This window comes from Caulobacter segnis ATCC 21756 (assembly GCF_000092285.1).
GTDB classification, from domain to species: domain Bacteria; phylum Pseudomonadota; class Alphaproteobacteria; order Caulobacterales; family Caulobacteraceae; genus Caulobacter; species Caulobacter segnis.
The window spans coordinates 1,999,283-2,025,202 of the sequence record NC_014100.1; the positions used below are offsets into that span (position 1 = coordinate 1,999,283).

Below are 25,920 nucleotides of genomic sequence, written 5' to 3' on the forward strand. Positions count from 1 at the left end.
TAGACGATGACCAAGAGCTCCAAGCACGGCGTCAGCCGTCGCGGCCTGTTCTCGCTGGGCGGCGGCGCCATCGCCGTCTCCGGCGTCGCCACGCTGACGCCGCCCGTCGCCAGGGCCGCCGATCAACCCCTGGCCGCCGACAGCAGTCCCGTCACCGCGACGGAGGGCACCAACATCTGCGCCACGGTCTCGCCGGACGGCAGGACGGTGGCGTTCGACGTCTACGCCATGCTGTGGCTTGTCCCGATCGAGGGCGGCCCAGCCAGGCGGCTCACCGACGAGATTTACGAGATCGCCCAGCCCGACTGGTCGCCGGATGGCTCGACCCTTGCGTTTCAGTCCTATCGCGACGGCAATTTCCATGTCTGGACCATCGGCGCCGATGGGCGCGGTCTCATGCAACGGACCAAGGGGGCCTTCGACTGTCGCGAGCCGCGCTGGTCGCCGGACGGCAAGACGATCGCATTCTCCAGCGATCGGGGCGGGCGCTACGGCGTTCACCTGCTCGACGTCGCCAGCGGCGCGATCACGCCGTTCAGCACAGGCCCCGGCGACGAGTTCGAGCCCTCATGGTCGCCGGACGGAAAGAGCGTCGTCTTCACCGTCGACAAGGTTCGTATCGATGTCCAGGGCCTGGACGGAGCCCGCAGAACAGTCGCCAAGGTCAAGCCGTCGGCCGACCGCTTCAACGCCGCCTCTCTGGCGAGCCCAGCCTTCACGCCTGATGGCCGGGACGTGGTCTTCACCGCGATCGAGAACGGCAAGGCCGAACTGCGCGGCGCCGCCGGCGTGGTCGTGGCGGGCGAGGACGTTTTTCCGTTCCGGCCCTCGTGGCTGGCGGATGGGACGATGCTCTACACGGCCGATGGCAAGATCAAGCTTCGCAAACAGGACGGCCTAACGGGCGCCGTGGCGTTCGCGGCCACCGTTCCGGTGCTGACGCCGCGCTACGTCAAGAAGAGCCGGGATTTCCTGTCGGCCAAGACCCGGCCGGTGGTGGGCGTTGGCAGTCCGGCCCTGTCGCCTGACGGCCGCCAAGTGGTGTTCCGCGCCCTTAACGACCTCTACCTGCTCGACATTGGCGGCGGACCGGCCACAGCGCTGATCAAGGATGCGTTCTACAAGGTGGATCCGGCCTGGTCGCCGGATGGCAAAACCCTGGCCTATTCGACCGACAAGGGCGGCAAGCTCGACATCTGGCTGCGCGACACGGCCAGTGGCGAGAGCCGGCAACTGACCCGGTTCGACGGCGCGGCGGTGTCCAGTGCCTGGTCGCGGGACGGCAAGTCCATCGCCTTCCTCAATCAGAATGGCGGTCTGTTCGTCGTTGACGTCGCCAGCGGCCAAACGCGCCGCGTCTATGGCGATCTCTGGGAGCCGGGCAAGCCGACCTGGGGGCCTGGCGACAGGACGATCGCCTACGCGGCCTTCAAGCCTTATTCCGCCCGCTTCCGGGAGGGGCTCAGCGAAATCCTCACCGTCGACGTGGAGAGCGGGAAGGGGACCTATCAGCCGATCCTGCCCGATCGCTCATTGGGCACGCGCGGCGACGACGGTCCGGTCTGGTCGCCAGACGGCAAGAGTCTGGCCTATGTCTTCGCCAGCCGTCTGCACGTCTCGCCCGTGGACGAAACCGGCAAGCTTCTGGGGCCGCCTAAGGCCCTGAACGACGAGCTCACCGACGCGGTCAGTTGGAGTGGCGACGGCAACAGCCTGATCTACGTCTCGGCTGGTGAGTTGCGGCTGATTTCCGCCGGGGGCGGGGCGCCCCGGACCGCGCCGCACGGACTGACCTGGAGCCGGGTTCGGCCCAAGGCGCGCATGGTGGTCCGCGCGGCCAGTCTGTGGGACGGCGTGTCTCCGACGGTGCGCAAGGATGTCGACGTCTTGATCTCGGGCGGTCGCGTCGCCGGGGTCGCGCCGCGCGGCCCGGTCGCCAGCGACGTGACCGTGGTCGAGGCGCCGACCGGAACCGTGATGCCGGGTCTGATCGACATGCACACCCACCGCCAGATGCAGGGATACGGCTATGGCGACCGGGAAGGACGCCTCTGGCTGTCGCTGGGCGTGACGACGACGCGCTCGCCCGGCGGCCCGGCCTATCACACGGTCGAGGACCAGGAGGCGATCGAGTCCGGCAAGCGGATCGGGCCTCGGTACTACGCCACCGGCGAGGCGATCGACGGTTCCAGGATCTTCTACAACTTCATGCGCCCGGTGACCGAGCCCGGACAGATGGCGCTGGAGATGCAGCGGGCCGAGGCGTTGTCCTACGACCTGATCAAGACCTATGTGCGCCTGTCCGGCGAACGGCAAAGGGAGGTCATCGCTTGGGCGCACGCCAAGGGCCTGCCTTTGACCTCGCACTATCACTATCCGGCGCTAGGCCTGGGCATGGATGGCATGGAGCACCTGGGGGCGACGAGCCGCACCGGCTATTCCCGCACGGTCAGCGCGCTGGGCAACATCTACCAGGACGTCAACGCCGCCTTCGTGGCCAGCAAGGCCGCGAGGACGCCGACCCTGTTCACCTCGACCGCGCTCCTGGGCGACGATCGCTCGCTGGTCGACGATGCGCGCGTGAGAGCGCTCTACCCGCCATGGGAATATGCTCGTCTGCTGGAGCGGGCCAAGCAGATGGCGTCCATGGATCGATCCGTGATCCTGGGGTCCCTGTCGCGCAACGTCGCCGAGGTGGCGCGCACCGTCCGCGCGGGCGGTAGGATCACCACGGGCACGGACTCGCCGATCGATTTCAACGCCGTGAGCCTGCACATGAATTTGCGGGCGATGGTCAGGTACGGCATGACGCCCTTCGAGGCCCTGGTGACCGCGACAAGCGCCTCGGGCCAGTATCTCGACGAACCGCTGGGGCTGATCGCGCCGGGCGCCTATGCCGATCTTGTGTTGGTGGACGGCGATCCGCTGGCCCGGATCGAGGACGCCGCCAGGGTGTCCAAGGTCATCAAGCATGGGACCGTCTACACCATCCCCGAACTGATCGGGCCTTTCGCCGACGCGCGTCAGCAAGCCAGCGCGGAGGGCAGGCGGCGTTTCGTGTGCGAAGCCGCGTCTGAGTATTGGTGGCACGAGCCAGACTTCCTGTCTCAGGCGCGCGCCTCGTGCTGTGACGGCGCCTGCGGTTTCGCTCCGACCGCCAGTCTCCATGTCTAGGCGAGCCTAGTCGCCGCGTAGGACCGGCGCGGGACGCTGGGACAGCGCCGCACTCGCGGCGATCAGGCCGCCCACGGCTGTCAGCGAGGTGGCCCCCGCCAGCAGGAGCAAAACGCCGCTCCAGTCGACGCTCCAGCTGGCCTCGAACACCTTGACCACGACCGGCCAAGCGGCTGCGAACCCCAGTAGCACGCCGGCGGATCCTGCGATCAGGCCGACCGCGCCATATTCGATGGCGTAGGCGGCGAGGATTTGAGACCGGGTCGCGCCCAGGACCTTCAGGGTCGCTGCTTCGCGCGCCCTGGCCCGTGCGCCGGCCGCGATCGCGCCCGCGAGGACCAGCAGGCCGGCCAGGCCCGCGACGGCCGCCGCGCCGCGAACCGCCAGCGCCAGCCGATCGAACAGGGCTGCGGCGGCGCCGAGTTGTTCACGGACGCTGATCACGTTCACGCCCGGAAGGGCTTCGCCGAGCTCTCGGGTCAGGATTGCTTCCTTGTCCCGGCCGAGGCGGGCGATGGCGACGCTGCGGAGGTCCGCGCCCTCCAGGGTCGCAGGATTGAAGATCAGCGCGAAGTTCGGCCCAAAGCCACCGAAATCGACCTTTCGGAGCGCGGCGATGCGTGCCTCGATCTCGCGCCCAAGCACAAGAACGGTGATCGTGTCGCCGACCTTGAGGCCGGCGGCGTCAGCGATCTCGACGTTCATGGCGACCTGCGGCGGGCCGGCGTAGTCCGAGCGCCACCACCGACCGGAGACCACGCCAGCGTTGCGCGGCTCGTTGGCGAATAGGGAGAGGCTGATGTCGTTATCGAACGCCCAGCGCTCGGAGGGTTTGATCGCCTTGGCGTCGACGGGCTTGCCTTTCAGCGCCACGATCCGTCCGGTCGCGAACGGCATCCGCAGATAGGTCTCGGCGGTCAGAGCTCCGGTCACGCGGGCCACCGTGGCGTCGAAGGCCTCGGCGCGGTCGGCGGGAATTTCGGTGAACACCATCGCGGGGGCTGTGCGCGGAGCCACGTCGCTGACCTGGGCCAGCAGCGCCGATTGGATCAGCACCACGCAGGCCAGCAGGGCCACGCCCAGGCCAATGGCCGGGCTGGCGGTGTGCGCCGCCGATCCCGGTCCAGCAAGATTGGCGAGGCCCAGCTTGGTCGGGCCGCGGGTCAGGCCGCGCGCCCGGCCCGCGATGAAGGCCGCCGCGCGGCCGAGGGCGATCAGCAGGCCGAAGGCGACGGCGACACCGGCCATCATGATCGCCGCGGCCATCGGCGTGGGCGCGGTGGCCACGGCCAGCGCCGCGAGACCAGCGCCCGCGACGATGGCGCCGACTGTCTCCAGGCCCAGCGGCAATCTGGCTTTCGGCGCGCGCCGGAACAGGGCTGACGGCGGCGTGGCGCGGGCCCGCGCCAGCGGCACAAGCGAAAAAGCCGTCGCCGCTAGAATCCCGAAGAGGCCGGCCTTGGCCAGCGGCCAGGGATAGACCTTGAACAGCGCCGGGATCGGCAGGTTCGAGCCGGCCAGTTGTCCCAGGATCAGCGGCGCGACCGCTCCAATCGCGAGGCCGATCGAAACGCCCAGCAGCGCCAGCACGCCGATCTGGATCAGGTGGAGATCGCGGATCAGGCCGCTTCTCGCCCCCAACGCCTTCAGCACGGCGATCGCGGGCTCGCGGGTCGATAGATAGGCCGAAACCGCGCCGGCGACGCCAAGCCCCCCGGCGACCAGAGAAGCCAGACCAATGAAGCCCAGGAAGTATTCCAGCTGATCGATCAGGCGACGCGCGCCCGGCGCGGCGTCGATGCGGTCACGGATTCTGAAATGCGCGTCCGGAAACGCCTTCTGGATCGCCTGGCCCGTGACGCGAGGGTCCTGACCTGGCGGCAAGGCCACGCGGACGGTGCGACTGGAAAGCCCGCCGGGCGCCAGCAACCCCGACCGTTCCAGCACGTCTTCCCTGATCAAGACGCGAGGCGCGATGGCGAAGCCGCGCGAAAGGCCGTCCGGTTCGCTGATCAGGCGCGCGCGCACGACGAGGGTCATCGCGCCGGCCTCGAAGCGGTCGCCGATTTTCAGGTTCAGGCGATCCAACAAGGCCGGCTCGACCGCCGCACCGGGCAGGCCGTCCCGGTCGGCGAGGGCGGCCGCGAGGGTTGGCGCGTCCTCCAGCTTCACGGCGCCGGCGAGGGGAAAGCGTTCGTCCACGCCGCGCAGGCTGACCAAGCGACGGTCGCCGCCCGGGGCCTCCGCCATGGCCCGGGCTCCGGCCGAATAGGTGGTCGGGCCCAGGCGATTGATCGCGGCGCGCTCCTCGGGCGTGAAGTCGCGGTTCTCGACAGAGAACGACAGGTCACCGCCCAGGATTTCGCGAGCTTGACTGGCCAAGCCCTGGCGGAAGGCCTCGGCCGTGGAGCCGGCGGCGGCGATCGCGGCGACACCGAGCGCTAGGCAAGCCAGGAAGATGCGAAAGCCACGCACGCCCGAGCGCAGTTCGCGCGCCGCCAGACGGAAGGCCAGGGGAAGCTGAAGCGGCATGCTCACGCCTGGATCCGGCCATCGGCCATCCGCACGATGCGGTCGGCGCGGGTAGCCAGGCCTGGGTCGTGGGTTACCATCACCAGAGCGGCCCCGACTTCGGCGACGAGATTGAACATCAAGTCGGCGACCGAGGCGGCTGTGGCCCCGTCCAGGTTGCCAGTGGGTTCGTCGGCGAACAGCAGGGCCGGGCGTGCGGCGAGGGCGCGCGCCAGCGCCACGCGCTGCTGCTCGCCGCCCGAAAGCTGGTGCGGATAGTGGGTCAGGCGTCCGGACAGGCCTACGCGGCCGAGCCAGTCTCGCGCGGTGGCGATGGCGTCGCTCGCGCCGGCGATCTCCAGCGGCGTGGCGACGTTCTCCTCGGCCGTCATGTTGGGCAGGAGGTGGAAAGACTGAAACACCAGCGCCGCCCGACCGCGCCGCAGACGGGCCCGGCCGTCTTCGTCGAGCTTGGCCAGGTCGTGGCCAAACAGGCGAACCGTCCCGGCGGTAGGCTCTTCCAGCCCCGCGCCGACCGCGATCAACGAAGACTTTCCCGAGCCCGATGGTCCCACGATCGCCACGCGCTCACCCGCGCCTATGCTTAGGTCAACGCCCCTCAGGATGTTCACGGGACCGGCGGTGGAGGGCAGGGTGAGGGCGACGGCGTCGAGGACCAGGGGCGCGATGGGCGAGACGTCGGTCATGGGGTTTCCTGCGAGGCCGGTCCTTGTTCCGCCGGCGACTGACCTACATAGGAAGACATGAGCTCGCCCGCACACCGTTTTCCCAACCGTCGCCGATTTTTGCTGGGGCTTGGCCTGCTGACGCAGGTCGCCGCCGCGCCCAAGCCGCCGGTGGTGACCGTGCTGGGCGATTCCATCACCGCCGGTCTTGGCCTGTCCGCGCGTGACGCCATGCCCGCCCAGCTGCAGGCGGCGCTCGCGCGGCGGGGCGTATCCGTCGTTGTCCGTGCGGCGGGCGTTTCGGGCGACACCAGCGGCGGCGGCCTGGCGCGGGTGGGCTTCAGCGTGGCCGGCGACACCAAGGTCTGCGTCGTGGCGCTGGGCGGCAACGACCTTCTGCAAGGCGTCGATCCCGCTCAGACCAAGGCCAATCTGCGTGGCGTGCTCCAGAGGCTAAAAGCGCGAGGTGTCAGCGCGGTCCTGGTCGGCGTCGCCGCGCCGTCCGCCATCGGCGCCGCATACGCCCGTGAGTTCAACGCGATCTTTCCCAGCCTGGCGCGGGAGTTCAACGTGCCGCTCTACGCCAACATCCTGGCCGGCGTGCGCGGTGATCGCGCGCTCATGCAGAGCGATGGGATCCACCCCAACGCAAGCGGCGCCAAGCGCATAGGCGAAGCCCTAGCGCCCGTTGTGGCCAGGGCCGTCAGAGCGCGCGCGACCTAAACGCGGTCGGTCTAGGCCTGCTCGGTGGCCGCCGCGATGGGCCCATCTGACAGTGGGGCTCTCCCGAGGGAGAACCTTCAGAAGGGTTTGGCCGCGAGGGTCAGGCCTACGGTGCGCGGGTCGCCGAGAATGGCCGCATAAGGCGTCACGGTCGTCGCGGCGCTGAAGGCGAGGGCGTAGTTCTTATCGAACAGGTTCTTGGACCACGCCGTCACCGACCAACGCTCGCCACGCCCACGTAAGCCGATCCCGACATTGGTCAGGGCGTAGCCCTCCTGACGACCAAAGGACGAAAGCGGATGCAGGTAGGTGCGGCTTCTCCAAGTTTCATTGACATAGGCGAATAGAGACAAGCCGCTGGCGAGCGGCTGTTCCCAGCGCGCGCTGACGTTGCCCGTCCAGTTGGGCGCGAACGGCGCCGACTTGCCAGAAAGATCCGCAGACACCGGCGCGCCAGCATAACTGTATTCGGCGGGGGGCGGAGCGTTCTTGTACGAGACGTAGATCGCTTCGCCCCAGGCCGTGCTGAAGGAGAGGTTCAGATGGTCCGAAAGCTGGGCCGCGCCTTCCACCTCGACGCCCCGCAGGCGAACCTTGCCGACATTGGCCAGGTATGAGCGGCCATTGGTGCTTGTCGGATCGCTCAGCGTGGCTTGATAGCCGTCGATCGTATTGTTGTAGAGGTTTGCGTTCAGCGTCGCGCGGCCACCGGCCAGGGTGGTCTTGATTCCGAGCTCGTAATCGGTCGATTTTTCCGGGGCGATGATGATGCTGTCGCCGAGCTTGGCCCCCAGATTGGCCGCGCCGGACTTTTCGCCATAGCTGGCGCTGGCGTAGGCCAAGACGTCGTCGCTGATCCTGTAGGACGGGTTGATCAGCCAGGAGACCGAGCCGTCCTTCTTCTTGGCGCGGACCGTGTAGGGCGCTCCGGTCACGGCCGTGCGGTAGGCCGTGTAGAGAGCCAGCGCGCCCGTGAGGGGCGCGCCGCCAAACGAGAACACGGTGTTGGACGCCTCGCGAGTCTCATGGGTGTATCGCAGGCCCGCGGTCACTGAGACGCGATCGTTCAAGCGCCACGCGCCCTGGCCGAAGACAGCGGCGCTCTTGGTGTCGGCCGCGCCAATCTGGTCCGTCTCGACGCCGTTCAGGATCGCTGACGGCAGCAGCGGCGACAGGAAGAAGGCCGAGGCCTTGGAAAACAGCTCGACCCGATAGTTGCTGCGCACCTCCTGCTTGAGCAGGTAGACGCCCGCCTGCCAGTCGATCTTGCCTCCAGTCGGTGAGGCCAGCCTCAGCTCCTGCGAGAACTGGTCGACATCGACGTCGTAGCCGGCCCTGAAGATGGGGTAGGGCGTGTAGTCGCTATCGTTGTTGGGGCGGTAGTAGAGCCTCCGCCAGGCGCTGATCGAGGTCAGGGTGTAGGCGCCGAGCTTTAAGTCCGCGAGGTTCGAGACCCCGTCGGTCTTCGAGATCAAGCGCTGTTGCGTGTCCAAATTGGCGTCTTTGACGTCATAGGATGGCGTGTAGCCGACGGCGGCCAGCACCCTTCGAGCCCAGCCGTACCGGACGGCTCCATTGACGTAGGTCAGGGGGTCGCCCACCGGTGGATAGTAGTTGTTGTATTCCTTGCTGTCGTAGTGCTCGACGATCAGCCGGTCGGTGAAGGACGGGTTGGGATCGAACTGCAACTGGCCGCGGATGGCCCAGCGACGATTGTCGAGATACGATCTGCCGTCGGTCTTGTTCGTGATCCAGCCACCTCCCGTGTCGCCATAGAACGTCAGGCGACCGGCGAGCGTGTCACCGACAATCGGCCCCGAAACATTGCCGCGAACCTGATAGTGGTCTCTGCTGGAGACCGTCGCGTTGACTGTGGCTTCGGGCCTGTAGGACGGCGCCTTGGTCGTTACGATGAGCGCGCCTAGGGTCGTGTTCTTGCCCAGTAGCGTTCCTTGCGGACCGCGCGCCAGTTCGATGTGGTCGAGATCCACGAAGTCCAGCCACGAAAAACCAGGATGGGTGAAAAAGACCCCGTCGACGATGAGGCCGACGCCCGCTTCAGATCCGTCGCTGTTGGCGTTGCCGCCTAGGCCGCGAACAACGAGGGTAGAGACGCGCGTGTTCTGCTGAAGGGCCGCGAAATTGGCGATCTTGGCGGCGTAGTCGGCCACCCGGTCCAGTCGTTCGGTTCTGAGCACTTGGCCAGAGACGGCGGACACCGTGATCGGCACGTCTTGCAGCTTTTCCTCCCGACGGCGCGCGGTGATCGTGACCTGATCCAAGGCTTGGTCGGTCGCATCGGTCGGGACGGTGGCGGGAGTCTCGGCTTCTCCGGCGTGTCCGACGCCGGTAAGCAGCGCGCAGGCCAGAAGGCTGGCTCCAGCGACCAGAGATATCTTGGACGCGGCGTTATGGCTCTTGATCATCATGCCCCCGAGAGGCTCGAGAGCGCAGTGCGCCGTCCCAGCCTTAAATCCCATTCATTCGGTGGGTTTACCGGGAGTCGCAACCCAGAAGGCCTCAAGATTGGACCCGGATTTCTGGGGCGAGCCCTTACGTGGTCTCTGTTTTCGCCTCGTGCGCCGTTCTGTGGGCAAGCCAAGGCGTCGCCTGGAGCTGGCCCTATCGGGCGGCCTTTATGCGATCCTTATATGCACCGCCGTCTTCGACATGGAGCCCTTACGCGCCTTCATGGTCTCTGGCCTCCGGCACCTAAGGAGGCCGAAATGGCTGATCTTCTCTACGGGGCGCTGGCGCTTGGCCTGTTCGTCCTGTTCGGCGCGTTCGTCGCCGCGTTGAGGCGCGTCTGACGATGCTCGTGAACATCCTCTGGGGCGCCGGCGCGATCGTGATCGCCGGCTACATGGTCGCGGCGATGCTGCGGCCCGACAAGTTCTGACGGACCCTCTCCCATGACATGGCAAGGATGGGCGGAAATCGCCCTCACCCTCGGCCTAGCGGTCGCCATAGGCTGGCCGCTGGGCGTTTTTCTTTCGCGCGTCTGGAACGGCGAGAGGACCTTCCTCGATCCGGTGATGCGCCCCGTCGAGGGCCTGTTCTACAAGGCTTGCGGCGTTGATCCGGGCAAGAGCCAGAGCTGGCACGCCTACGCCCTGGCCCTGCTGGCCTTCAACCTGGTCGGCTTCATCTTCGTCTACACGGTGCTGCGCCTGCAGGGCGTGCTGCCGCTGAACCCGCAGGGCTTCCCGGGGCTGTCGGGGCACCTGTCGTTCAACACGGCGATCAGCTTCGTCACCAACACCAACTGGCAGAGCTACGCGGGCGAAAGCACGATGTCGACGCTCAGCCAGATGCTGGTGCTGACGGTGCAGAACTTCGTCTCGGCCGCCACCGGCGCGACCGTCGCGGCCGCCCTGGCGCGCGCCTTCGTCGCCAATCGCGGAGAGGGCGTCGGGAACTTCTGGGCTGACCTGATCCGCACGACGCTCTACCTGCTGCTGCCGCTAGCTTTCGTGGTCGCGGTCGTTCTCGTCGCCCTAGGCCTGCCCCAGACCCTGGCCGCCGGCGTCACCGCCCATACGCTGGAAGGCGCCGACCAGAAGATCTCGCTCTACGCGGTCGCCTCGCAGGAGGCGATCAAGATGCTGGGCATCAACGGCGGCGGGATCTTCAACGCCAACTCGGCCCACCCGTTCGAGAACCCGACGCCGCTGACCAACCTGATCACCGCCGTCTCGATCAACACCCTGGGCTGGTCGGCCTTCTTCGCCTTCGGCCGCATGGTGCTGGCCAAGAAGGACGTGCGGGCCCTGGTGATCGCCGCCTTCGTGCTGCTGTTCGCCGGCGCGGCGGGCGTCTACGCGACCGAGACTCAGCCGCCGCCGGCCCAGGTGGCCGCCAAGGTCGACGCGTCGGTGAACATGGAGGGCAAGGAGGTCCGCTTCGGCGCGCCGGCCACGGCCGCCTGGGTCGCGATGACCACCGGGGCCTCGAACGGCTCGGTCAACGGCATGCACTCCAGCCTGATGCCTCTGGGCGGCGGGATCGCGATGTTCCTGATGCAGTTGGGCGAGATCCTGCCCGGCGGCATCGGTTCGGGCCTCGCCATCATGGTCGTCATGGCCCTGCTGTCGGTGTTCGTCGCCGGCCTGATGGTCGGCCGCACGCCCGAGTACCTCGGCAAGAAGGTCGAGGCGCGAGAGATCCAGTTCTCGATCCTGGCGGTGGTGATCATCCCGCTGTCGATGCTGGGCTTCTCAGGCCTGGCCGCCGTCCTGCCCGAGGCGCTGAAGGGCCTGATGCACAGCGGGCCGCACGGCCTGTCGGAGATCCTCTACGCCTACGTCTCGGGCACGGCCAACAACGGCTCGGCCTTCGCGGGCCTCACCGCCAACGCGCCCTGGTGGAACGTGACGCTGGGGATCGCCATGGCCCTGGGGCGCTTCCTGCCGATCGTCGCGGTGCTGGCCATCGCCGGCAGCCTGGTCGCCAAGCCCAAGCTCGCGCCCACGGCCGGCACCCTGCCGACCGACGGCGGTCTCTTCATCGGCCTCCTGATCGGGGTGATCCTGATCCTGGGCGGCCTGCAATTCTTCCCCGCGATGGCGCTGGGACCGATCGTCGAGCACTTCCAAGCGCTCGGCGCGGTCGCGGCCCTCCGCTGAGTGGTGATCCCATGAGTTCGATCGATATCCATGCCGGCGAAGGGCGACGCGCCCTGGCCGGTGGTCTCTCCGGAGCGGTCCTGGCCCGCGCGGCCAAGGACGCCTTCCTCAAGCTCGATCCGCGCAAGCTGACCGGCAATCCGGTGATCTTCGCCACCTGGCTGGTGGCCCTGCTGTCGACCGCCTCGGCGGTCGCGGCGGTGGCCACGCATCAGGCGGCGGGCTTCGCCATCCAGATCGCGGTCTGGCTGTGGGCCACGGTGCTGTTCGCCAACCTCGCCGAAAGCGTCGCCGAAGGGCGCGGCAAGGCGGCGGCCGACAGCCTGCGCGCCACGCGGGTGACCACTAAGGCCAAGTTGCTCGTCGATCCCAAGACCGGCACCTGGATCCCGACCCCGGCCCACAAGCTGGGCGTCGGCGAGGTGATCCTGGTCGAGGCGGGCGACGTCATCCCGACCGACGGCGAGATCATCGAGGGTATGGCCAGCGTCAACGAGGCGGCCATCACCGGCGAGAGCGCCCCCGTCATCCGCGAAAGCGGCGGCGACCGCTCGGCCGTGACCGGCGGCACGACCGTGGTCTCCGACTGGATCAAGGTGCGCGTCACGGCCGAGGCGGGTTCGACCTTCCTTGATCGGATGATCGCCATGGTCGAGGGGGCCGACCGCCGCAAGACGCCGAACGAGATCGCGCTGGCCGTGTTGCTGGCTGGCCTGACCCTGATCTTCCTGATCGCGGTCGTGACGCTGCTGGGCCTGGGCAAGTTCTCGGGCGTGGCGCTGGATCCGTTGGTGCTGGGCGCGCTGTTCATCACGCTGATTCCGACGACCATTGGCGGACTCCTGTCCGCGGTTGGCATCGCCGGCATGGACCGCCTGCTGAAGGTCAATGTCCTGGCCACCTCGGGCCGCGCGGTCGAGGCGGCGGGCGACGTCGACACCCTGCTGCTGGACAAGACCGGCACCATCACCTTCGGCAACCGGATGGCCACCGAGGTCATCCCGGCGCCGGGCGTGCGTCCCGATGCGGCGATGAAGGCGGCCCTGATGGCCTCCCTCGCGGACGAGACGCCGGAAGGTCGCTCGATCGTCGAGCTGGCGCGCAACGCTGGCCTGACCGTCGAGCCGCCCGAAGGCGCGACCTCGATCCCGTTCACCGCCCAGACCCGCCAGTCGGGCCTCGACCTCGACGGCCGCAGCTGGCGCAAGGGCGCGGTGGACGCCGTCTACCGCTCGCTGGCGCTTGAGCCCAAGAGCATCCCGGCCGAGCTGACCGCCGCCGTCGACCGCATCGCCCGCTCGGGCGGCACGCCGTTGGCGGTCAGCGAGGACGGGGTCCTGGTGGGCGTCATCCACCTGAAGGACGTGGTCAAACCCGGCGTGAAGGAGCGCTTCGCCGACCTGCGCCGCATGGGCCTGCGCACGGTGATGATCACCGGCGACAACCCGGTGACCGCGGCCGCCATCGCTTCGGAGGCCGGGGTCGACGATTTCCTCGCCGAGGCCACGCCGGAGGACAAGCTGCGGCTGATCCGGGAGGAGCAGGGCAAGGGCCGCCTCGTGGCCATGTGCGGCGACGGCGCCAACGATGCGCCCGCGCTCGCCCAGGCCGACGTTGGGGTGGCCATGCAGACCGGCGCCCAGGCCGCGCGCGAGGCCGGCAACATGGTCGATCTCGACAGCGACCCGACCAAGGTCATCGAGATCGTCGAGGTCGGCAAGCAGATGCTGATCACCCGCGGCGCGCTGACGACCTTCTCGATCGCCAACGACGTGGCCAAGTATTTCGCCATCATCCCGGCGATGTTCGTGGTCTCGCTGCCGGCCCTGGGCGCGCTGAACGTGATGAAGCTGCACAGCCCGCAAAGCGCCATCCTGTCGGCGGTGATCTTCAACGCCCTGGTGATCGTCGCGCTTATCCCGCTGGCCCTGAAGGGCGTGAAGTACCGCGCCGTCGGCGCCGGCAAGCTGCTGTCGCGCAACCTGACCCTCTATGGGCTGGGCGGCCTGATCGCACCGTTCGTCGGCATCAAGCTGATCGACCTCGTGGTCTCGGCTCTGGGTCTGGCGTAAACACGAGTCCTCGGAGAGTCATCCGTCATGCTTTCGCATATTCGCCCGGCCCTGGTTTCGATGGGTCTGTTCACCGCCCTGCTGGGCCTGGCCTATCCGCTGGCCGTCACCGGCGTCGCCCAGGCGGCGTTTCCGGCCCAGGCCAACGGCAGTCTTGTCCGCGACGGGGGCGGCCGCGTCATCGGCTCCGCCCTGATCGGCCAGGCCTTCGCCAAGCCCGAATACTTCCACGGCCGCCCCTCGGCGGCCGGGAACGGCTACGACGCCGCGGCGTCCAGCGGCTCCAACATGGGTCCGCTGAACGACAAGCTGATCGACCGCGAGAAGACCGACGCGTCGGCTCTGCGGGCCGAGAACCCCGGCGCGGCGATCCCCGCCGACGCGGTCACCACCTCGGCCTCGGGCCTGGATCCGGATATTTCGCCGGCCAACGCTCGCTTCCAGGCGCCGCGCATCGCCAAGGCGCGAGGCGTGCCGCAAAACGAGGTCACGGCGCTGATCGATCGTCAGATCCAGCAGCCCCTGCTGGGCTTCATCGGCCAGCCTCGGATCAACGTGCTGGCGCTCAACCGGGCGCTCGACGCCCGCTTTCCGAAAGGCGGCTAGTGCCGGCTGACGAACCGAAAAGACCCGACCCAGAGGCGCTCCTGGCCGCCGCCAACAAGGCGCGCCGGGGGCGCCTCAAGGTGTTTCTGGGCATGGCGCCGGGCGTGGGCAAGACCTACGAGATGCTGCGCGCCGCCCGCCGTCGCAAGGCCGAGGGCGCGGACGTCCTGATCGGCGTCGTCGAGACCCACGGCCGCCGCGAGACGGAAAGCCTGTTGCGCGGCATGGAGGTCCTGCCCCGCAAGCCCATCGAGCATCGCGGCCGCGTCCAGATGGAGTTCGACATCGACGCGGCCTTGGCGCGCAAGCCCAAGATCCTGCTGGTGGACGAGTACGCCCATTCCAACGCGATCGGCTCGCGCCATCCCAAGCGCTGGCAGGACGTCGAGGAGTTGCTGGCCGCCGGCGTCGATGTCTGGACGACGCTGAATGTCCAGCACTTGGAGAGCCTGGTCGACGTCGTGCAGCGGATCACCGGCGTGCGCCAGCGCGAGACGGTGCCCGACAGCGCGCTCTCCCGCGCCGACGATATCGAGCTCGTCGACATCACGCCTAGCGAGCTGCGCGAGCGGATGGCGGCCGGCAAGGTCTACGTGCCCGAGACGGCCCGTCTGGCGGCGGACAATTTCTTCAAGGTCGAGAACCTCACCGCGCTGCGCGAGCTGGCCCTGCGCCGGGCCGCTCAGACGGTCGACGATCAGCTGGTCGCCACCATGCGCGAGAAGGGCGTCGAGGGGCCCTGGGCGGCGGGCGAGCGGATCCTGGTTCTGGTCAGCGGCGACACCATGGCCGCCAGTTTGGTGCGGGCCGGGCGACGTCTATCGGACATGATGATGGATGCGCCCTGGACGGTCGCCCACGTCGAGCGCACCGACCGGCCGCTGGCCAAGGATGGCGACGCGGCGCGGCTGCGTGAGGCCTATCGCTTGGCCGAGCAGTTGGGCGGCGCGACGGTTGGCCTGACCGGTGGCGACATCGTCGACACGGTGATGGCCTATGCCCGCCGTCACAACGTCACCCAGATCGTGATCGGCAAGTCGGTCGAGAGCCGCTGGCGTGAGCGCCTGGGGCGGTCCCTGGCCACGGCCCTGCTGCGCGAAGCGCGAGGCGCGGCGGTTCACGTCGTCACCGAGGCCGCGCACGAGCCCCAGCCGAAGCCCACGAGGCCGCTTGGCCAGGGACTGTGGCAGGGTTATGCGGTCGGCGCGCTGTTCATTGGCGTCGCCACCCTCGCGGCCTGGGGACTGGACGTCACGTTCGATCGCGTCGATCTGGGGATGATCTTCCTGGCGGCGGTTCTCGCCGCCGGCGTGCTGCACGGCCTACGACCGGCCCTGGCGGCGGCGACCGTCGCGTTCGTCGTCTATAACTACCTGTTCCTAGAGCCCCGCTACAGCCTGGCGGTCGGCGCCCCGACCGACTTCATCACGCTCGTGGTGTTCTGGGCCGTGGCCCTGGCCTCGGGAGGCTTGGCCGGCCGGGTGCGGGACCAGGCCCTGGGATCCCAGCGCCGCGCCGCCGCCGTGACAACCTTGCTCGCCGCCAGCCGGACCCTCTCGGCGGCCACGGGGCGAGACGCGGTCGCGCGCGCCCTGGCCGAGCAGGTCTCGGCCGCGGCGGGCGGCCGCTCTCTCGTTCTTCTGCCGGAAGGCGAGGAGATCGCCCCGGCCTTCGGCTCGCCTAGCCTGGAGATGCTCGACGCCGCCCAAATGGCCGCCGCGCGCTGGGCCTGGGAGAAGGGCGAACCCGCCGGCTTCGGCACCGGAACCTTGCCGCAAGCCCGATGGACCTTCTGGCCGCTGGACGGCGTACGCGCGCGCACCGGCGTGGCGGGCGTCGAGGCCGGGGCCGCGCCGCCGGGCTCGGATCATGAGCGTCTGGTGCTGGCGCTGCTGGAGCAGGGCGCCGTGGCTTTGGAGCGCTCGCAGCTGGCGTCCGAGGCGGTCGAGGCGGAGACCCTGCGTCGCGCCGACCGCTTCCGCTCGGCGCTGATGAACTCGGTCAGCCATGACCTGCGCACGCCGCTTTCGACGGTTCTCGGCGCCTCGACGACGTTGATCGACTACGGGGACAAGCTGGCTAAGCCGGTCCGGGACGACCTCGTGGTCTCCATCCGCGAGGAAGCCGAACGGTTGAATCGGTACGTCGCCAATCTGCTGGATATGACCAGGATCGAGGGCGGCGCTCTTCGGTTGCGGACCGACTGGATCGATGTCCGCGACGTTCTCAACGCCGCCGCCGAGCGCGTCTCGCGGCGTCTCGGCGGACGCGAACTGGCACGCGACTATCCGCGCGAGCTGTCTCTGGTCCAAGCCGACGCCAGCCTGCTCGAGCAGGTGGTGGTCAATGTGCTGGAGAACGCCATCGCCTACAGCCCGCCCGAGGCGCGCATCGAGATGGCGGCCTACGAGGATCGCTCGAACGTCGTGATCAGCATCGAGGACGAGGGGCGCGGGATCCCGACCTCGGAGCTGGAACGGGTGTTCGACAAGTTTCGCCGCATGGAGGAGCCCAGTGACCGCAGCCAGGGGGCGGGCCTGGGCCTGTCCATCGCCAAAGGCTTTATCGATGCGTTGGGCGGACGGATCGCCGCCGCCAGCCCGATCCACGACGGGAAGGGGACGCGTATCCTGATCAGCCTGCCCAAGGGCGTCGCGACTCCTCACCATCTGCTATGACATTGGCATGAGCGTGCTTCGCCACCGCATTCTCGTCATCGACGACGAGCCGCAGATTCACCGGTTCCTCGGCCCCGCGCTCGACGCGGCGGGCTATGAGGCGTTGCGTGCGGACAGCGGGCAGGAGGGGTTGCGCGGCATCGCTCTCTGGTCGCCGGACGCCGTCGTGCTCGACCTTGGCCTCCCGGACATGGACGGCAAGGAGGTGCTGGAGAAGGCGAGGGCGTTCTATGAGGGGCCCATCCTGATCCTCTCCGCCCGTGATCGTGAGGTCGAGAAGATCGAGGCCCTGGATCGCGGGGCCAACGACTATGTCGAGAAGCCCTTTGGCGTCGGTGAGCTGTTGGCTCGCCTGCGCGTGGCGCTGCGCCAGTCGATGGGGCCCAAGCGGCCGGCCGGGCCGCTGTCGTTGGGAGACGTGGTGATCGATCTCGACCGGCGCCTCGTGACCAAGGGCCACGCGGCCGTGAAGCTTTCGCCGAAGGAATTCGAGCTCCTCAGCCGTCTCGCCCTGTCGCAGGGCAAGGTGCTGACCCACAAGGAGTTGCTGGTCAGCGTATGGGGCGCGGCCCACGCCGAGGACACCCAATATCTGCGCGTCTTCGTGGGGCAGTTGCGGCAAAAGCTCGAGGATGATCCAGGCAGGCCAGCGCTGATCCTGACCGAGCCCGGCGTGGGATACCGCCTGGTCGACTAGCCGCTCTCGCGGCTGCTCTCGCCTCGACGGGGAGCCGTTCACGTCAGGCTGGAGGCCGCCTCATGCGCGAGGCTGCGGTCCGCCTCGGGGCGAGACCGCGAACATCACCGGCGCCTATTGAGCCGCCCTAGGCTCGAGGCTCATCGCCCGCGCGGCGATGGCGGCCTGAGTGCGGTTGTGGACGTTGAGTTTCCGCATGACGGCGGTCATGTGCGCCTTGACCGTCGCCTCGGCGATGCCGAGGTCGAAGGCGATCTGCTTGTTCAGCAGTCCGGAGTTGACCCCCTCCAGAACCTTGAGTTGCGTCGGCGTGAGATCGCAAAGGCCGACCCGCGTGGTGGCTTCGGCGTTGTCCTGCTTTTTCCCGGTCATGTTCACCCCTGCTTTTCCTGTCCCACACCGCTCATCTTCCGACGAGCGGCCTCCGCCTTGGTCTATGCGCCGGTCTTCGCCAGCGGGCGGTTCGTGCCTACGAGCGTAGGTTATATTAGTTGGACAGATTCAGGTGGATTGGTCAATGTTAACGCAAACAATTTCCGCAGGCGTTGCCAATCCGATGAATCTGTTGGACAGGTTTGTCGTTGTCGACGCCAAAGGGAGGGCGGATGAGCCAGGGGCGACTCGCCGATCAGGCCTATCTGGGCATCGTCGAGATGATCAAGGTCGAGGGGCTGACGCCTGGCGACCGTCTGCCGTCGGAGGCCCGTCTGGCGGAGATCTTCGGCATGTCGCGCACGATTGTCCGCGAGGCGCTTGTCAGGCTCGCCGCCGACAGCATCACCGAGGCGCGACGCGGCGCCGGCTCGTTCGTCAAGAACCTGCCTTCCGACAAGCTCGGCGCCTATATGCCGCTGTCCGAACTCCCCTCGACGCTGGGCAGCTACGAGGTGCGGTTCGTATTGGAGGCGGAGGCCGCGCGCCTAGCCGCCGCGCGACGTTCCAGCGAGGAGATGGCGGGGATCGAGGAGGCTCTCACCAAGCTTCGCGAGGCGCTGTTGTCGAATGCGCCGGCGCATGACGAGGACATGGAACTGCACCGCAGGATCGTCCTGGCCACGGCCAACCCGGCCTTCCTGGTCACGTTCGAGGCGCTGCAGCCCGATGTCGACAAGATCATGCGCGCCGGCGTCGACATCTCCCGCTCACGGCCGCCTGAGGCGATCGGCGAGATGATGCGCGAGCACGAGATGATCGTGGAGGCCATACGCGCGCAGGACGGCGATAGCGCGGCCCTGGCGATGCGCTGGCACCTTTCGCGCGGGCGAAAGCGGCTAATGCCCTAGAGCGGCGACGCCGTCATGGCGCTCGACGGCTCTGTCACCAAGGCCTGGATGCTGTCGCAGAGGCCCTCGGGCGGGATCAATCCATCGAGCGTGATGACGTCCTCGCCAGGCCTAGGCCGCTCCAGGGTCGCAAGCTGGCTATCGAGCAGACTGGACGGCATGTAGTGGTCGGTCCGCTGTGTCAGACGTCGCTGCAGTTCGTCGCGTTCCACGTCCAAAAGTACGAAGCGAACGGGAGCGCCAATCGCGGCGCGCAGGCGTTCTCTGTAGAGCAGTCGCAGCGCCGAGCAGGCGGCCACCACGTGCCCGTCAGAAGCCAAGGTTTCCTTGATCGCCAATCCCAGCCGGTCCAGCCACGGCCAGCGATCGTCATCCGTCAACGGATGGCCCGCGCGCATCTTCGCGACCGCCGCTTCGTCGTGGAAGGCGTCCCCCTCGAGGAACGCGCAGTCAAGCCGATGGGCCAGCAGGGCGCCGAGGGTCGACTTCCCGCAGCCGCTGACACCCATGGTCACGATAGCCAGGCCGTGAGGCCGTGCGGGGCGAATTGACGACTGCAAGCGGTCTCCTTGGGAAGGGGCCGACCGCTCTGGACGAACGCACAATGAGATGGCCGGCTGGAGACCATTTTCTACCGACCACCCGAGCAGCCGTAACTACGACCATGGTCTTGGATGCTTGAAACGCGACGATCTCCTATCGCTTGGCGATAGTGACAGGGAGAGTGACATGAGAGCGGTTGTCTTCGCGGCGATCCTGGCGGTTTCGACCCCGGCCTTGGCGGAAACCCGCTCCGTCCTGACATCCATTCCTGACGATCCCCACGCGGTCGTAGCCAAGGCCGTGGGCGATGGTCGCGCCGACGACACCGACGCGATCCAGAAGGCTATCGACGCCGCGCGCGACAAGACCGGCCATGGCGTGGTCTTCCTGCCGTCGGGTCGCTATCGGCTCAGTCGCACGCTGTTGGTGCCGCCAGGCGTCCGGGTGTTCGGTGTGGGGGCGACGAGGCCCGTTCTTGTGCTTGGAGCCAATACGCCGGGCTTCCAGACTGGCGTCGCGACGATGATCGCGTTCACGGGCGGCGACCAGTATCAGGTTGGCGAGATCCCCGTTCCGGTTCCGACCGTTCGCCCGACCAGCGCCAAGGTGCGGGACGCCAACTCCGGCACCTTCTATTCGTCGATGAGCAACATCGACATCGAGATCGGTGAGGGCAATCCGGCCGCGGCGGCTGTGCGCTTCCGCATGGCGCAACACGCCTTCCTTCGGCACATGGACTTCCGGCTCGGCTCGGCCTTCGCCGGCGTCTACCAGGCCGGCAACATCATGGAGGATGTGCACTTCCATGGCGGCCGGTACGGCATCGTCACCGAGAAGACCTCGCCGGCTTGGCAGTTCACCTTGGTTGACTCCACCTTCGACGGTCAGCGCGACGCGGCGATCCGCGAGCACGAGGTCGATCTGACCCTGGTCAATGTCGGCATCAAGAACACGCCCGTCGGCATCGAGATCGACCGCGGCTACAGCGACAGCCTGTGGGGCAAGAACGTCCGCTTCGAGAACGTCTCCAAGGCGGCGGTCGTCATCTCGGCCGAGAACAGTGTCTTCACCCAGGTCGGCTTCGACAACGCGACCGCCACCAACACGCCGGTGTTCGCCCGCTTCCGCGACAGCGGCAAGACGGTCGCGGGGAAGGGCCGGGACTATCGGGTGGGGTCCTTCACCTATGGCTTGACCCTGTCGGGGCTGGGCCAGATGGGCGAATACAAGACGGTCGCCGATATCACGCCGCTCACCGCCAAGAAGGCCGCCACCCCGGCGCTGCGAGCCCTGCCGTCGATGGCCGAGTGGACCAACGTCAAGTCGCTGGGCGTCAAGGGCGACGGTTCGACGGACGACACCGCCGCGCTGCAGAAGGCGATCGACGCGCATCGCGTGCTCTACCTGCCGGTTGGCTTCTACATGGTGTCGGACACCCTGAAGCTCCGACCCGACACCGTTCTGATCGGGCTACACCCGGCCATCACCCAACTGGTCATTCCGGACAACAATCCCAACCATGCGGGCGTTGGGGCCGTGCGACCGATCCTTGAGACGCCACGCGGTGGCGACAACATCCTCTCGGGGATCGGTTTGTTCACAGGCCGCGTGAACCTTCGCGCTTCCGCCCTGCTGTGGCGCTCCGGCGCCAACTCCATGGTCAATGACGTCAAGATCATGGGCGGCGGCGGCACGCCGACGGCCGATGGCAAGTCGCTGGGCGCGGCCCAAGCCCGCAGCGGTGATCCGGTCGCCGACGGCCGCTGGGACGCGCAATATCCCAGCATCTGGGTGACCGACGGCGGCGGCGGGACCTTCGCGGACGTCTGGAGCCCCAACACCTTCGCCTCGGCGGGCTTCTATATCAGCGACACCAAGACGCCGGGCTTCATCTACGAGGTCTCGGTCGAGCACCACGTCCGCAACGAGTTCGTGCTCGACAACGTCGAGAACTGGGAATTCCTGGCGCCGCAGACAGAGCAAGAAGTCGGCGACGGCCCCGACGCCGTCTCGCTGGAGGTGCGCAACTCGCGCAACATCCTGTTCGCCAACTACCACGGCTATCGGGTGACGCGCTCGTATCACCCGGCCGAGACGGCGGTGAAGCTGTTCAACTCGACCGACATCCGCTTCCGCAACGTCCATATCAACGCCGAGAGCGGCATCGCCCTGTGCGACACGATTGGCTGCGGCACCTATCTGCGGGCCAGCAAGTATCCGTTCGAGAACGCGATCCAGGATAAGACCCGCAAGCTGGAGATCCGCGAGCGCGAGTTCGCCGTGCTGGACGTCACCGGTCCGGTTTCGCCCGGCGCGCCGCCCGCCGCCGATCCGCGCGTGCGCAAGCTGGAGACAGGCTTTTGGTCGATCTCGGGGGCGGCGACTGGCGCGGATGGCGCGCTCTATTTCATCGAAAAGCGCTTCCAGCGGATCTATCGGTGGACGGAGGCGCGGGGCCTCGAAGTGGTGCGAGACCATTCTCTGGACCCGACCAATCTGGCCGTCGACGGTTCGGGGAAACTGCTGGTCGTGTCCTCGTACGGCCCGCAAGCTTCGGTCTATTCGATCGATCCGGAAGGACCGAAGGACCAACTGACGATGATCTCGCCGACCGCGGCCACGCCGCGCGCGGGCGCCAAGACCCTTCTGCCCGTGAACTGGTGGGTCAATGGCGAGTTCCGCGACCAATACAATCCGGCGACCGACCATTTCACCACCCTGGCGGAGATGTTCGCCCGCGACGTCGGAACGCCGAAGGCGCAGGAATATGTTTCGCCGGACGGCAGCGTCGTGCTCCCGGCGTTCCGGGTCTGGCAGCAAGGTCCGCCGGACCACGTTGGCTGGCGCTGGTCGGACACCTTGCAGGCGCATGGTCTGATCGGCGGCGCGTCCGGCCAGCGGGTGTTCGTCACCAATGGCTCGGAGAACAGGACTTATAGCGGCCAGATTGGCCCGGGCGGGACGCTGACCGACCTAAAGGTCTTCGCCGAGCGCGGCGGCGAAAGCGTCGCCGTCGATAGCCAAGGCCGAGTGTTCGTCGCCAACGGCCAAATCTTCCAGTACGCCCCCGACGGAAAGCCGGTCGGACGGATCGACGTGCCGGAGCGTCCGCTGCAACTGATCTTCGGTGGCGAGGGCGGCAAGACGTTGTTCGTCCTGACCCATCATTCGCTCTACGCCGTTACGCCCTGAGAAGCCCCGGGGAGGGCGCGCCATGAAGACCATGCTGATTGCCTTGGCCGCGGCCATGGCCTTGACCGCCGGAGGTTCCGTCGAGGCATCCGAGAGTCGCTCGGCTTTCGTAGCGGCGCCGGCCGATCCGTCGGCGATCACCGTGCGCGGGCGCGGCGACGGGCGCAGCGACGACAGCGGGGCCCTACAGGAGGCCATCGACGCGGCCGCCAAGCCCGGCGGCGGGCTCGTCTTCCTGCCCTCCGGCCGCTACCGTATCTCGCGGACGCTGTTCCTGTGGCCGGGGGTTCGGTTGTTTGGCGTCGGCGCCACGCGGCCCGTGATCGTGCTCGGCGACGCGACACCTGGCTTCCAAAAGGGCGTCGCCAACATGGTGATCGTGGCCGGCGCAAAGCCCGACCCGGCGCGCCGGGTTCCGTTCCCGCCGCCGGGCAGCGTGCCGTTCAACAAGGACGTGCCCGACGCCAATTCCGGCACCTTCTACACCGCGATGAGCAATGTCGATTTCGAGATCGGCAAGGGCAATCCGGCGGCGACGGCGATCCGCTTCCACGCGGCCCAGCACGCTTTCCTCAGCCACATGCGCTTCGACATCGGCTCGGGCCTGGCGGCGCTCTATCAGATCGGCAACGAGGCCGAGGACCTGCACTTCAAGGGCGGTCGCTACGGCATCCTCACCGAGAAGCCTTCGCCGGCCTGGGGCTTCGTGCTGCTCGACTCCACCTTCGAAGGCCAGCGCGACGCGGCGATCCGCGAGCATGAGGCGGGCCTGACCCTGGTCAATGTGACGATGCGCGACACGCCGGTCGGCATCGAGATCGATCGTGGCTATGGCGAGTGGCTGTGGGGCAAGAACGTCCGCTTCGAGAACGTCTCGAAGGCCGGCGTGGTCATTTCCAATGAAGGCAATGTCTACACCCAGGTCGGCTTCGAGAACGCGGTCGCCAAGAATACGCCGGTGTTCGCCCGCTTCCGCGACAGCGGCAAGACGGTGGCGGGGAAGGGGAGCGCTTATCGCGTCTCGGCCTTCAACTATGGCCTGACCGTGCCGGGGCTGGGTCGCGTGGGCGAGTATCGAACGACCTTCGACGCCGAAGCGCTGAAGGCCTACCCCGCGCCGCTCTCGCCGGCGATCCGCGACCTGCCGCCGATGTCGGCGTGGACCAGCGTTCGTGATCTCGGCGCCAAGGGAGATAATGCGACGAACGACACCGCCGCCATCCAGAAGGCGATCGACAGTCACCAGGTGATCTATTTCCCGACCGGCTTCTACCGGGTCACCGACACGCTCAAGCTGCGGCCGGACAGTGTTCTGATCGGCCTGCATCCCAGCCTGACCCAGATCGTCCTGCCGCACGGAACGCCAGCGTTCCAGGGCGTGGGCGAGCCCAAGGCGCTGGTCGAGTCCGGCAAGGGCGGCGAGAATATCGTCTCAGGGCTTGGACTTTACACCGACGGCCAGAACCCCCGCGCCACGGCGCTGCTGTGGACGGCGGGCGAGCGCTCGATGGTCAATGACGTCAAGTTCCAGGGCGGTCACGGCACGAACCTCTACGACGGCTCACGCTTCAATCCCTACAACGCTAACGCTTCCGCCGATCCGGACACCGCCAAGCGCTGGGGCGGGCAGTATCCGAGCCTGTGGGTGACCAATGGCGGCGGCGGGACCTTCGCCAATGTCTGGAGCCCCAACACCTACGCCTATTCCGGCATCTACGTCTCCGACACCAAGACGCCCGGCTACGTCTACCAGGCTTCGGTCGAGCACCATCTCCGTTCGGAAATCAGCCTGAACCGCGTTTCCAACTGGGAGTTCCTGGCGCCCCAGACCGAGGAAGAGGCGGGCGAGGGCGAGGACACCGTGTCGCTCGAGATCCGTGACTCCAGCAACATCCTGCTGGCCAACTATCATGGCTATCGCGTCACCCGGACGCGGCGGCCGGTTTCCGCGGCGGTGAAGATCTACAACTCGCACGACATCCGCTTCCGCAACGTCGCGGTGAACGGCGAGAGCGGCTTCTCCACGTGCGACGAGGGCGGCTGCGCGACCTTCCTGCGCCTGACCAAGTATCCCTATGAAAACGCGATCGAGGACGTCACCAGCGGTCTTCAGGTCCGCGAGCGTCAGTTCGCGGTGCTGGACATCGGCAAGGAGGTGAAGGCGCCCGCTCCATCAGTGTTTCCGGCCAGCGCTCGCGTCGACAAACTGGCCGACGGGTTCTTCTCGGCGGGCGGCGGCACGGTCGACGCGGCCGGCGTGTTCTATTTCACGGACCGCCGGAACCAGCGCATCTACAGCTGGTCGCCCGAGCGCAAGCTATCGATCGTTCGGGATAACACGTTGGACCCGATCAACCTTGCGGTCGACGGCTCGGGAAACCTGCTGGTGTTGTCATCCGATGGCCGTAACGGGTCGGTCTACAGCTTCAAGCCGGGCGCTCCCGACACCGACGTGACCGTGATCTCCGCGACTGCAGTCGGAGGACGCCCCGACGCGGCCAAGGTCTTGCCCGTCAACTGGTGGGTCAACGGAGAGTTCAAGGACCAGATCGATCCGGACACGTATCAGTTCGCGACGCTGGCCGAGCTGTTCGCTCGCGAGACGGCCGCTCCGCCGGCTCGGGAGTATGTGTCGCCGGACGGAAGCCTCGCGCTGCCGGCCTATCGCGTCTTCCAGCAAGGACCTTCCGACCATCGTGGCCTGCGTTTCTCGCACGCCCTCGACACCTATGGCTTCACGACGGCCAAGCCCGGGCAGCGCGTGTTCATCGCCAATAGCTCGGAAAACAAGACCTACAGCGGCCAGGTCGACGCGCGCGGCGCGATCACCGACCTGAAGGTCTTCGCCAATCGTGGCGGCGAGAGCGTCGCCACCGACGCCGAGGGGCGGGTCTATGTCGCCAATGGCCAAGTGTTCGTTTACGGGAATGATGGCCGCGAGCTTGGTCGGATCGACGTGCCCGAAAGACCTCTGCAATTGGTCTTTGGCGGCGCGGACAAGCGGACGCTTTTCGTGCTGACGCACCATGCGCTTTACGCCGTACGAGGAGACTGAGGCGCTTGGCTCGCGGGCGTTCGCCGCCGCCTACGACCATGGTCTAATAGTTCGTTTTTTGCAGCTCTGACACAG

General features: G+C 67.6%; 15 protein-coding genes. 10 read left to right on the forward strand and 5 right to left on the reverse strand.

Annotation, left to right across the window (positions count from 1 at the left end):
* Positions 1-6: 6 nt before the first annotated feature.
* Entirely contained in the window at positions 7-3,174 is a 3,168-nt protein-coding gene (locus CSEG_RS09290; protein ID WP_013078978.1) for an amidohydrolase family protein, read from the forward strand.
* Between the two features lie 6 nt (positions 3,175-3,180).
* Here the strand turns inward: CSEG_RS09290 and CSEG_RS09295 are convergent, their stop codons facing one another.
* A complete protein-coding gene (locus tag CSEG_RS09295; protein WP_013078979.1) occupies positions 3,181-5,706 on the reverse strand; it encodes an ABC transporter permease in 2,526 nt (841 codons plus the stop codon).
* A 2-nt stretch (positions 5,707-5,708) separates the two neighbouring features.
* Complete coding sequence (locus CSEG_RS09300; protein ID WP_013078980.1) at positions 5,709-6,392, reverse strand: ABC transporter ATP-binding protein; 684 nt, start codon at positions 6,390-6,392, stop codon at positions 5,709-5,711.
* Positions 6,393-6,449: 57 nt separating this feature from the next.
* Here CSEG_RS09300 and CSEG_RS09305 point away from each other — a divergent pair, with 57 nt between their 5' ends.
* A complete protein-coding gene (locus CSEG_RS09305; RefSeq protein ID WP_013078981.1) occupies positions 6,450-7,094 on the forward strand; it encodes an arylesterase in 645 nt (214 codons plus the stop codon).
* Positions 7,095-7,171: 77 nt separating this feature from the next.
* On the opposite strand, the gene CSEG_RS09310 is transcribed toward CSEG_RS09305, so the two are convergent.
* A complete protein-coding gene (locus tag CSEG_RS09310; protein WP_041538259.1) occupies positions 7,172-9,523 on the reverse strand; it encodes a TonB-dependent receptor in 2,352 nt (783 codons plus the stop codon).
* Between the two features lie 483 nt (positions 9,524-10,006).
* On the opposite strand from CSEG_RS09310, the gene kdpA reads away from it, so the two are divergent.
* The 5 genes from kdpA to CSEG_RS09340 are packed head-to-tail and all read left to right on the forward strand — an operon-like array spanning position 10,007 to position 17,772.
* Complete coding sequence (gene kdpA / locus CSEG_RS09320) at positions 10,007-11,719, forward strand: potassium-transporting ATPase subunit KdpA (RefSeq protein WP_013078983.1); 1,713 nt, start codon at positions 10,007-10,009, stop codon at positions 11,717-11,719.
* An 11-nt stretch (positions 11,720-11,730) separates the two neighbouring features.
* Positions 11,731-13,791, forward strand: a complete 2,061-nt coding sequence (kdpB, locus tag CSEG_RS09325; RefSeq protein ID WP_013078984.1) for a potassium-transporting ATPase subunit KdpB — start codon at positions 11,731-11,733, stop codon at positions 13,789-13,791.
* 27 nt (positions 13,792-13,818) lie between these two features.
* Entirely contained in the window at positions 13,819-14,397 is a 579-nt protein-coding gene (kdpC, locus tag CSEG_RS09330) for a potassium-transporting ATPase subunit KdpC (RefSeq protein WP_013078985.1), read from the forward strand.
* On the forward strand, positions 14,397-17,075 hold the full coding sequence (locus CSEG_RS09335) for a sensor histidine kinase (protein ID WP_013078986.1): 2,679 nt from the start codon (positions 14,397-14,399) through the stop codon (positions 17,073-17,075). Before kdpC ends, CSEG_RS09335 begins: the two co-directional genes overlap by 1 nt.
* A 7-nt stretch (positions 17,076-17,082) precedes the next feature.
* Positions 17,083-17,772 carry a response regulator gene (locus tag CSEG_RS09340; protein WP_013078987.1) on the forward strand — a complete coding sequence of 230 codons (690 nt, stop codon included), beginning with the start codon at positions 17,083-17,085 and terminating at the stop codon, positions 17,770-17,772.
* A 114-nt stretch (positions 17,773-17,886) separates the two neighbouring features.
* On the opposite strand, the gene CSEG_RS09345 is transcribed toward CSEG_RS09340, so the two are convergent.
* Positions 17,887-18,144, reverse strand: coding sequence for a response regulator transcription factor (locus tag CSEG_RS09345; protein WP_013078988.1), 258 nt, complete (start codon positions 18,142-18,144; stop codon positions 17,887-17,889).
* A 233-nt stretch (positions 18,145-18,377) separates the two neighbouring features.
* On the opposite strand from CSEG_RS09345, the gene CSEG_RS09350 reads away from it, so the two are divergent.
* Positions 18,378-19,055, forward strand: coding sequence for a FadR/GntR family transcriptional regulator (locus CSEG_RS09350; RefSeq protein ID WP_013078989.1), 678 nt, complete (start codon positions 18,378-18,380; stop codon positions 19,053-19,055).
* Here the strand turns inward: CSEG_RS09350 and CSEG_RS09355 are convergent.
* The gene (locus CSEG_RS09355; protein ID WP_083778469.1) at positions 19,052-19,564 is read right to left on the reverse strand and encodes a gluconokinase; all 513 of its coding nucleotides are present in this window, start codon (positions 19,562-19,564) and stop codon (positions 19,052-19,054) included. The genes CSEG_RS09350 and CSEG_RS09355 overlap by 4 nt on opposite strands.
* A gap of 220 nt (positions 19,565-19,784) precedes the next feature.
* Here CSEG_RS09355 and CSEG_RS09360 point away from each other — a divergent pair, with 220 nt between their 5' ends.
* Both CSEG_RS09360 and CSEG_RS09365 read left to right on the forward strand, forming a co-directional pair.
* A complete protein-coding gene (locus CSEG_RS09360) occupies positions 19,785-22,790 on the forward strand; it encodes a glycosyl hydrolase family 28-related protein (RefSeq protein WP_013078991.1) in 3,006 nt (1,001 codons plus the stop codon).
* A gap of 31 nt (positions 22,791-22,821) precedes the next feature.
* Entirely contained in the window at positions 22,822-25,845 is a 3,024-nt protein-coding gene (locus CSEG_RS09365) for a glycosyl hydrolase family 28-related protein (protein WP_227878923.1), read from the forward strand.
* The last annotated feature ends 75 nt before the right edge of the window (positions 25,846-25,920 follow it).

Coding starts and splice junctions, on each gene's coding strand:
- CSEG_RS09290 (WP_013078978.1), top strand. CDS start 7: ATGACCAAGAGCTCCAAGCACGGCGTCAGCCGTCGCGGCCTGTTCTCG.
- CSEG_RS09295 (WP_013078979.1), bottom strand. CDS start 5,706: ATGCCGCTTCAGCTTCCCCTGGCCTTCCGTCTGGCGGCGCGCGAACTG.
- CSEG_RS09300 (WP_013078980.1), bottom strand. CDS start 6,392: ATGACCGACGTCTCGCCCATCGCGCCCCTGGTCCTCGACGCCGTCGCC.
- CSEG_RS09305 (WP_013078981.1), top strand. CDS start 6,450: ATGAGCTCGCCCGCACACCGTTTTCCCAACCGTCGCCGATTTTTGCTG.
- CSEG_RS09310 (WP_041538259.1), bottom strand. CDS start 9,523: ATGATGATCAAGAGCCATAACGCCGCGTCCAAGATATCTCTGGTCGCT.
- kdpA (WP_013078983.1), top strand. CDS start 10,007: ATGACATGGCAAGGATGGGCGGAAATCGCCCTCACCCTCGGCCTAGCG.
- kdpB (WP_013078984.1), top strand. CDS start 11,731: ATGAGTTCGATCGATATCCATGCCGGCGAAGGGCGACGCGCCCTGGCC.
- kdpC (WP_013078985.1), top strand. CDS start 13,819: ATGCTTTCGCATATTCGCCCGGCCCTGGTTTCGATGGGTCTGTTCACC.
- CSEG_RS09340 (WP_013078987.1), top strand. CDS start 17,083: ATGAGCGTGCTTCGCCACCGCATTCTCGTCATCGACGACGAGCCGCAG.
- CSEG_RS09345 (WP_013078988.1), bottom strand. CDS start 18,144: ATGACCGGGAAAAAGCAGGACAACGCCGAAGCCACCACGCGGGTCGGC.
- CSEG_RS09350 (WP_013078989.1), top strand. CDS start 18,378: ATGAGCCAGGGGCGACTCGCCGATCAGGCCTATCTGGGCATCGTCGAG.
- CSEG_RS09355 (WP_083778469.1), bottom strand. CDS start 19,564: ATGGGTGTCAGCGGCTGCGGGAAGTCGACCCTCGGCGCCCTGCTGGCC.
- CSEG_RS09360 (WP_013078991.1), top strand. CDS start 19,785: ATGAGAGCGGTTGTCTTCGCGGCGATCCTGGCGGTTTCGACCCCGGCC.
- CSEG_RS09365 (WP_227878923.1), top strand. CDS start 22,822: ATGCTGATTGCCTTGGCCGCGGCCATGGCCTTGACCGCCGGAGGTTCC.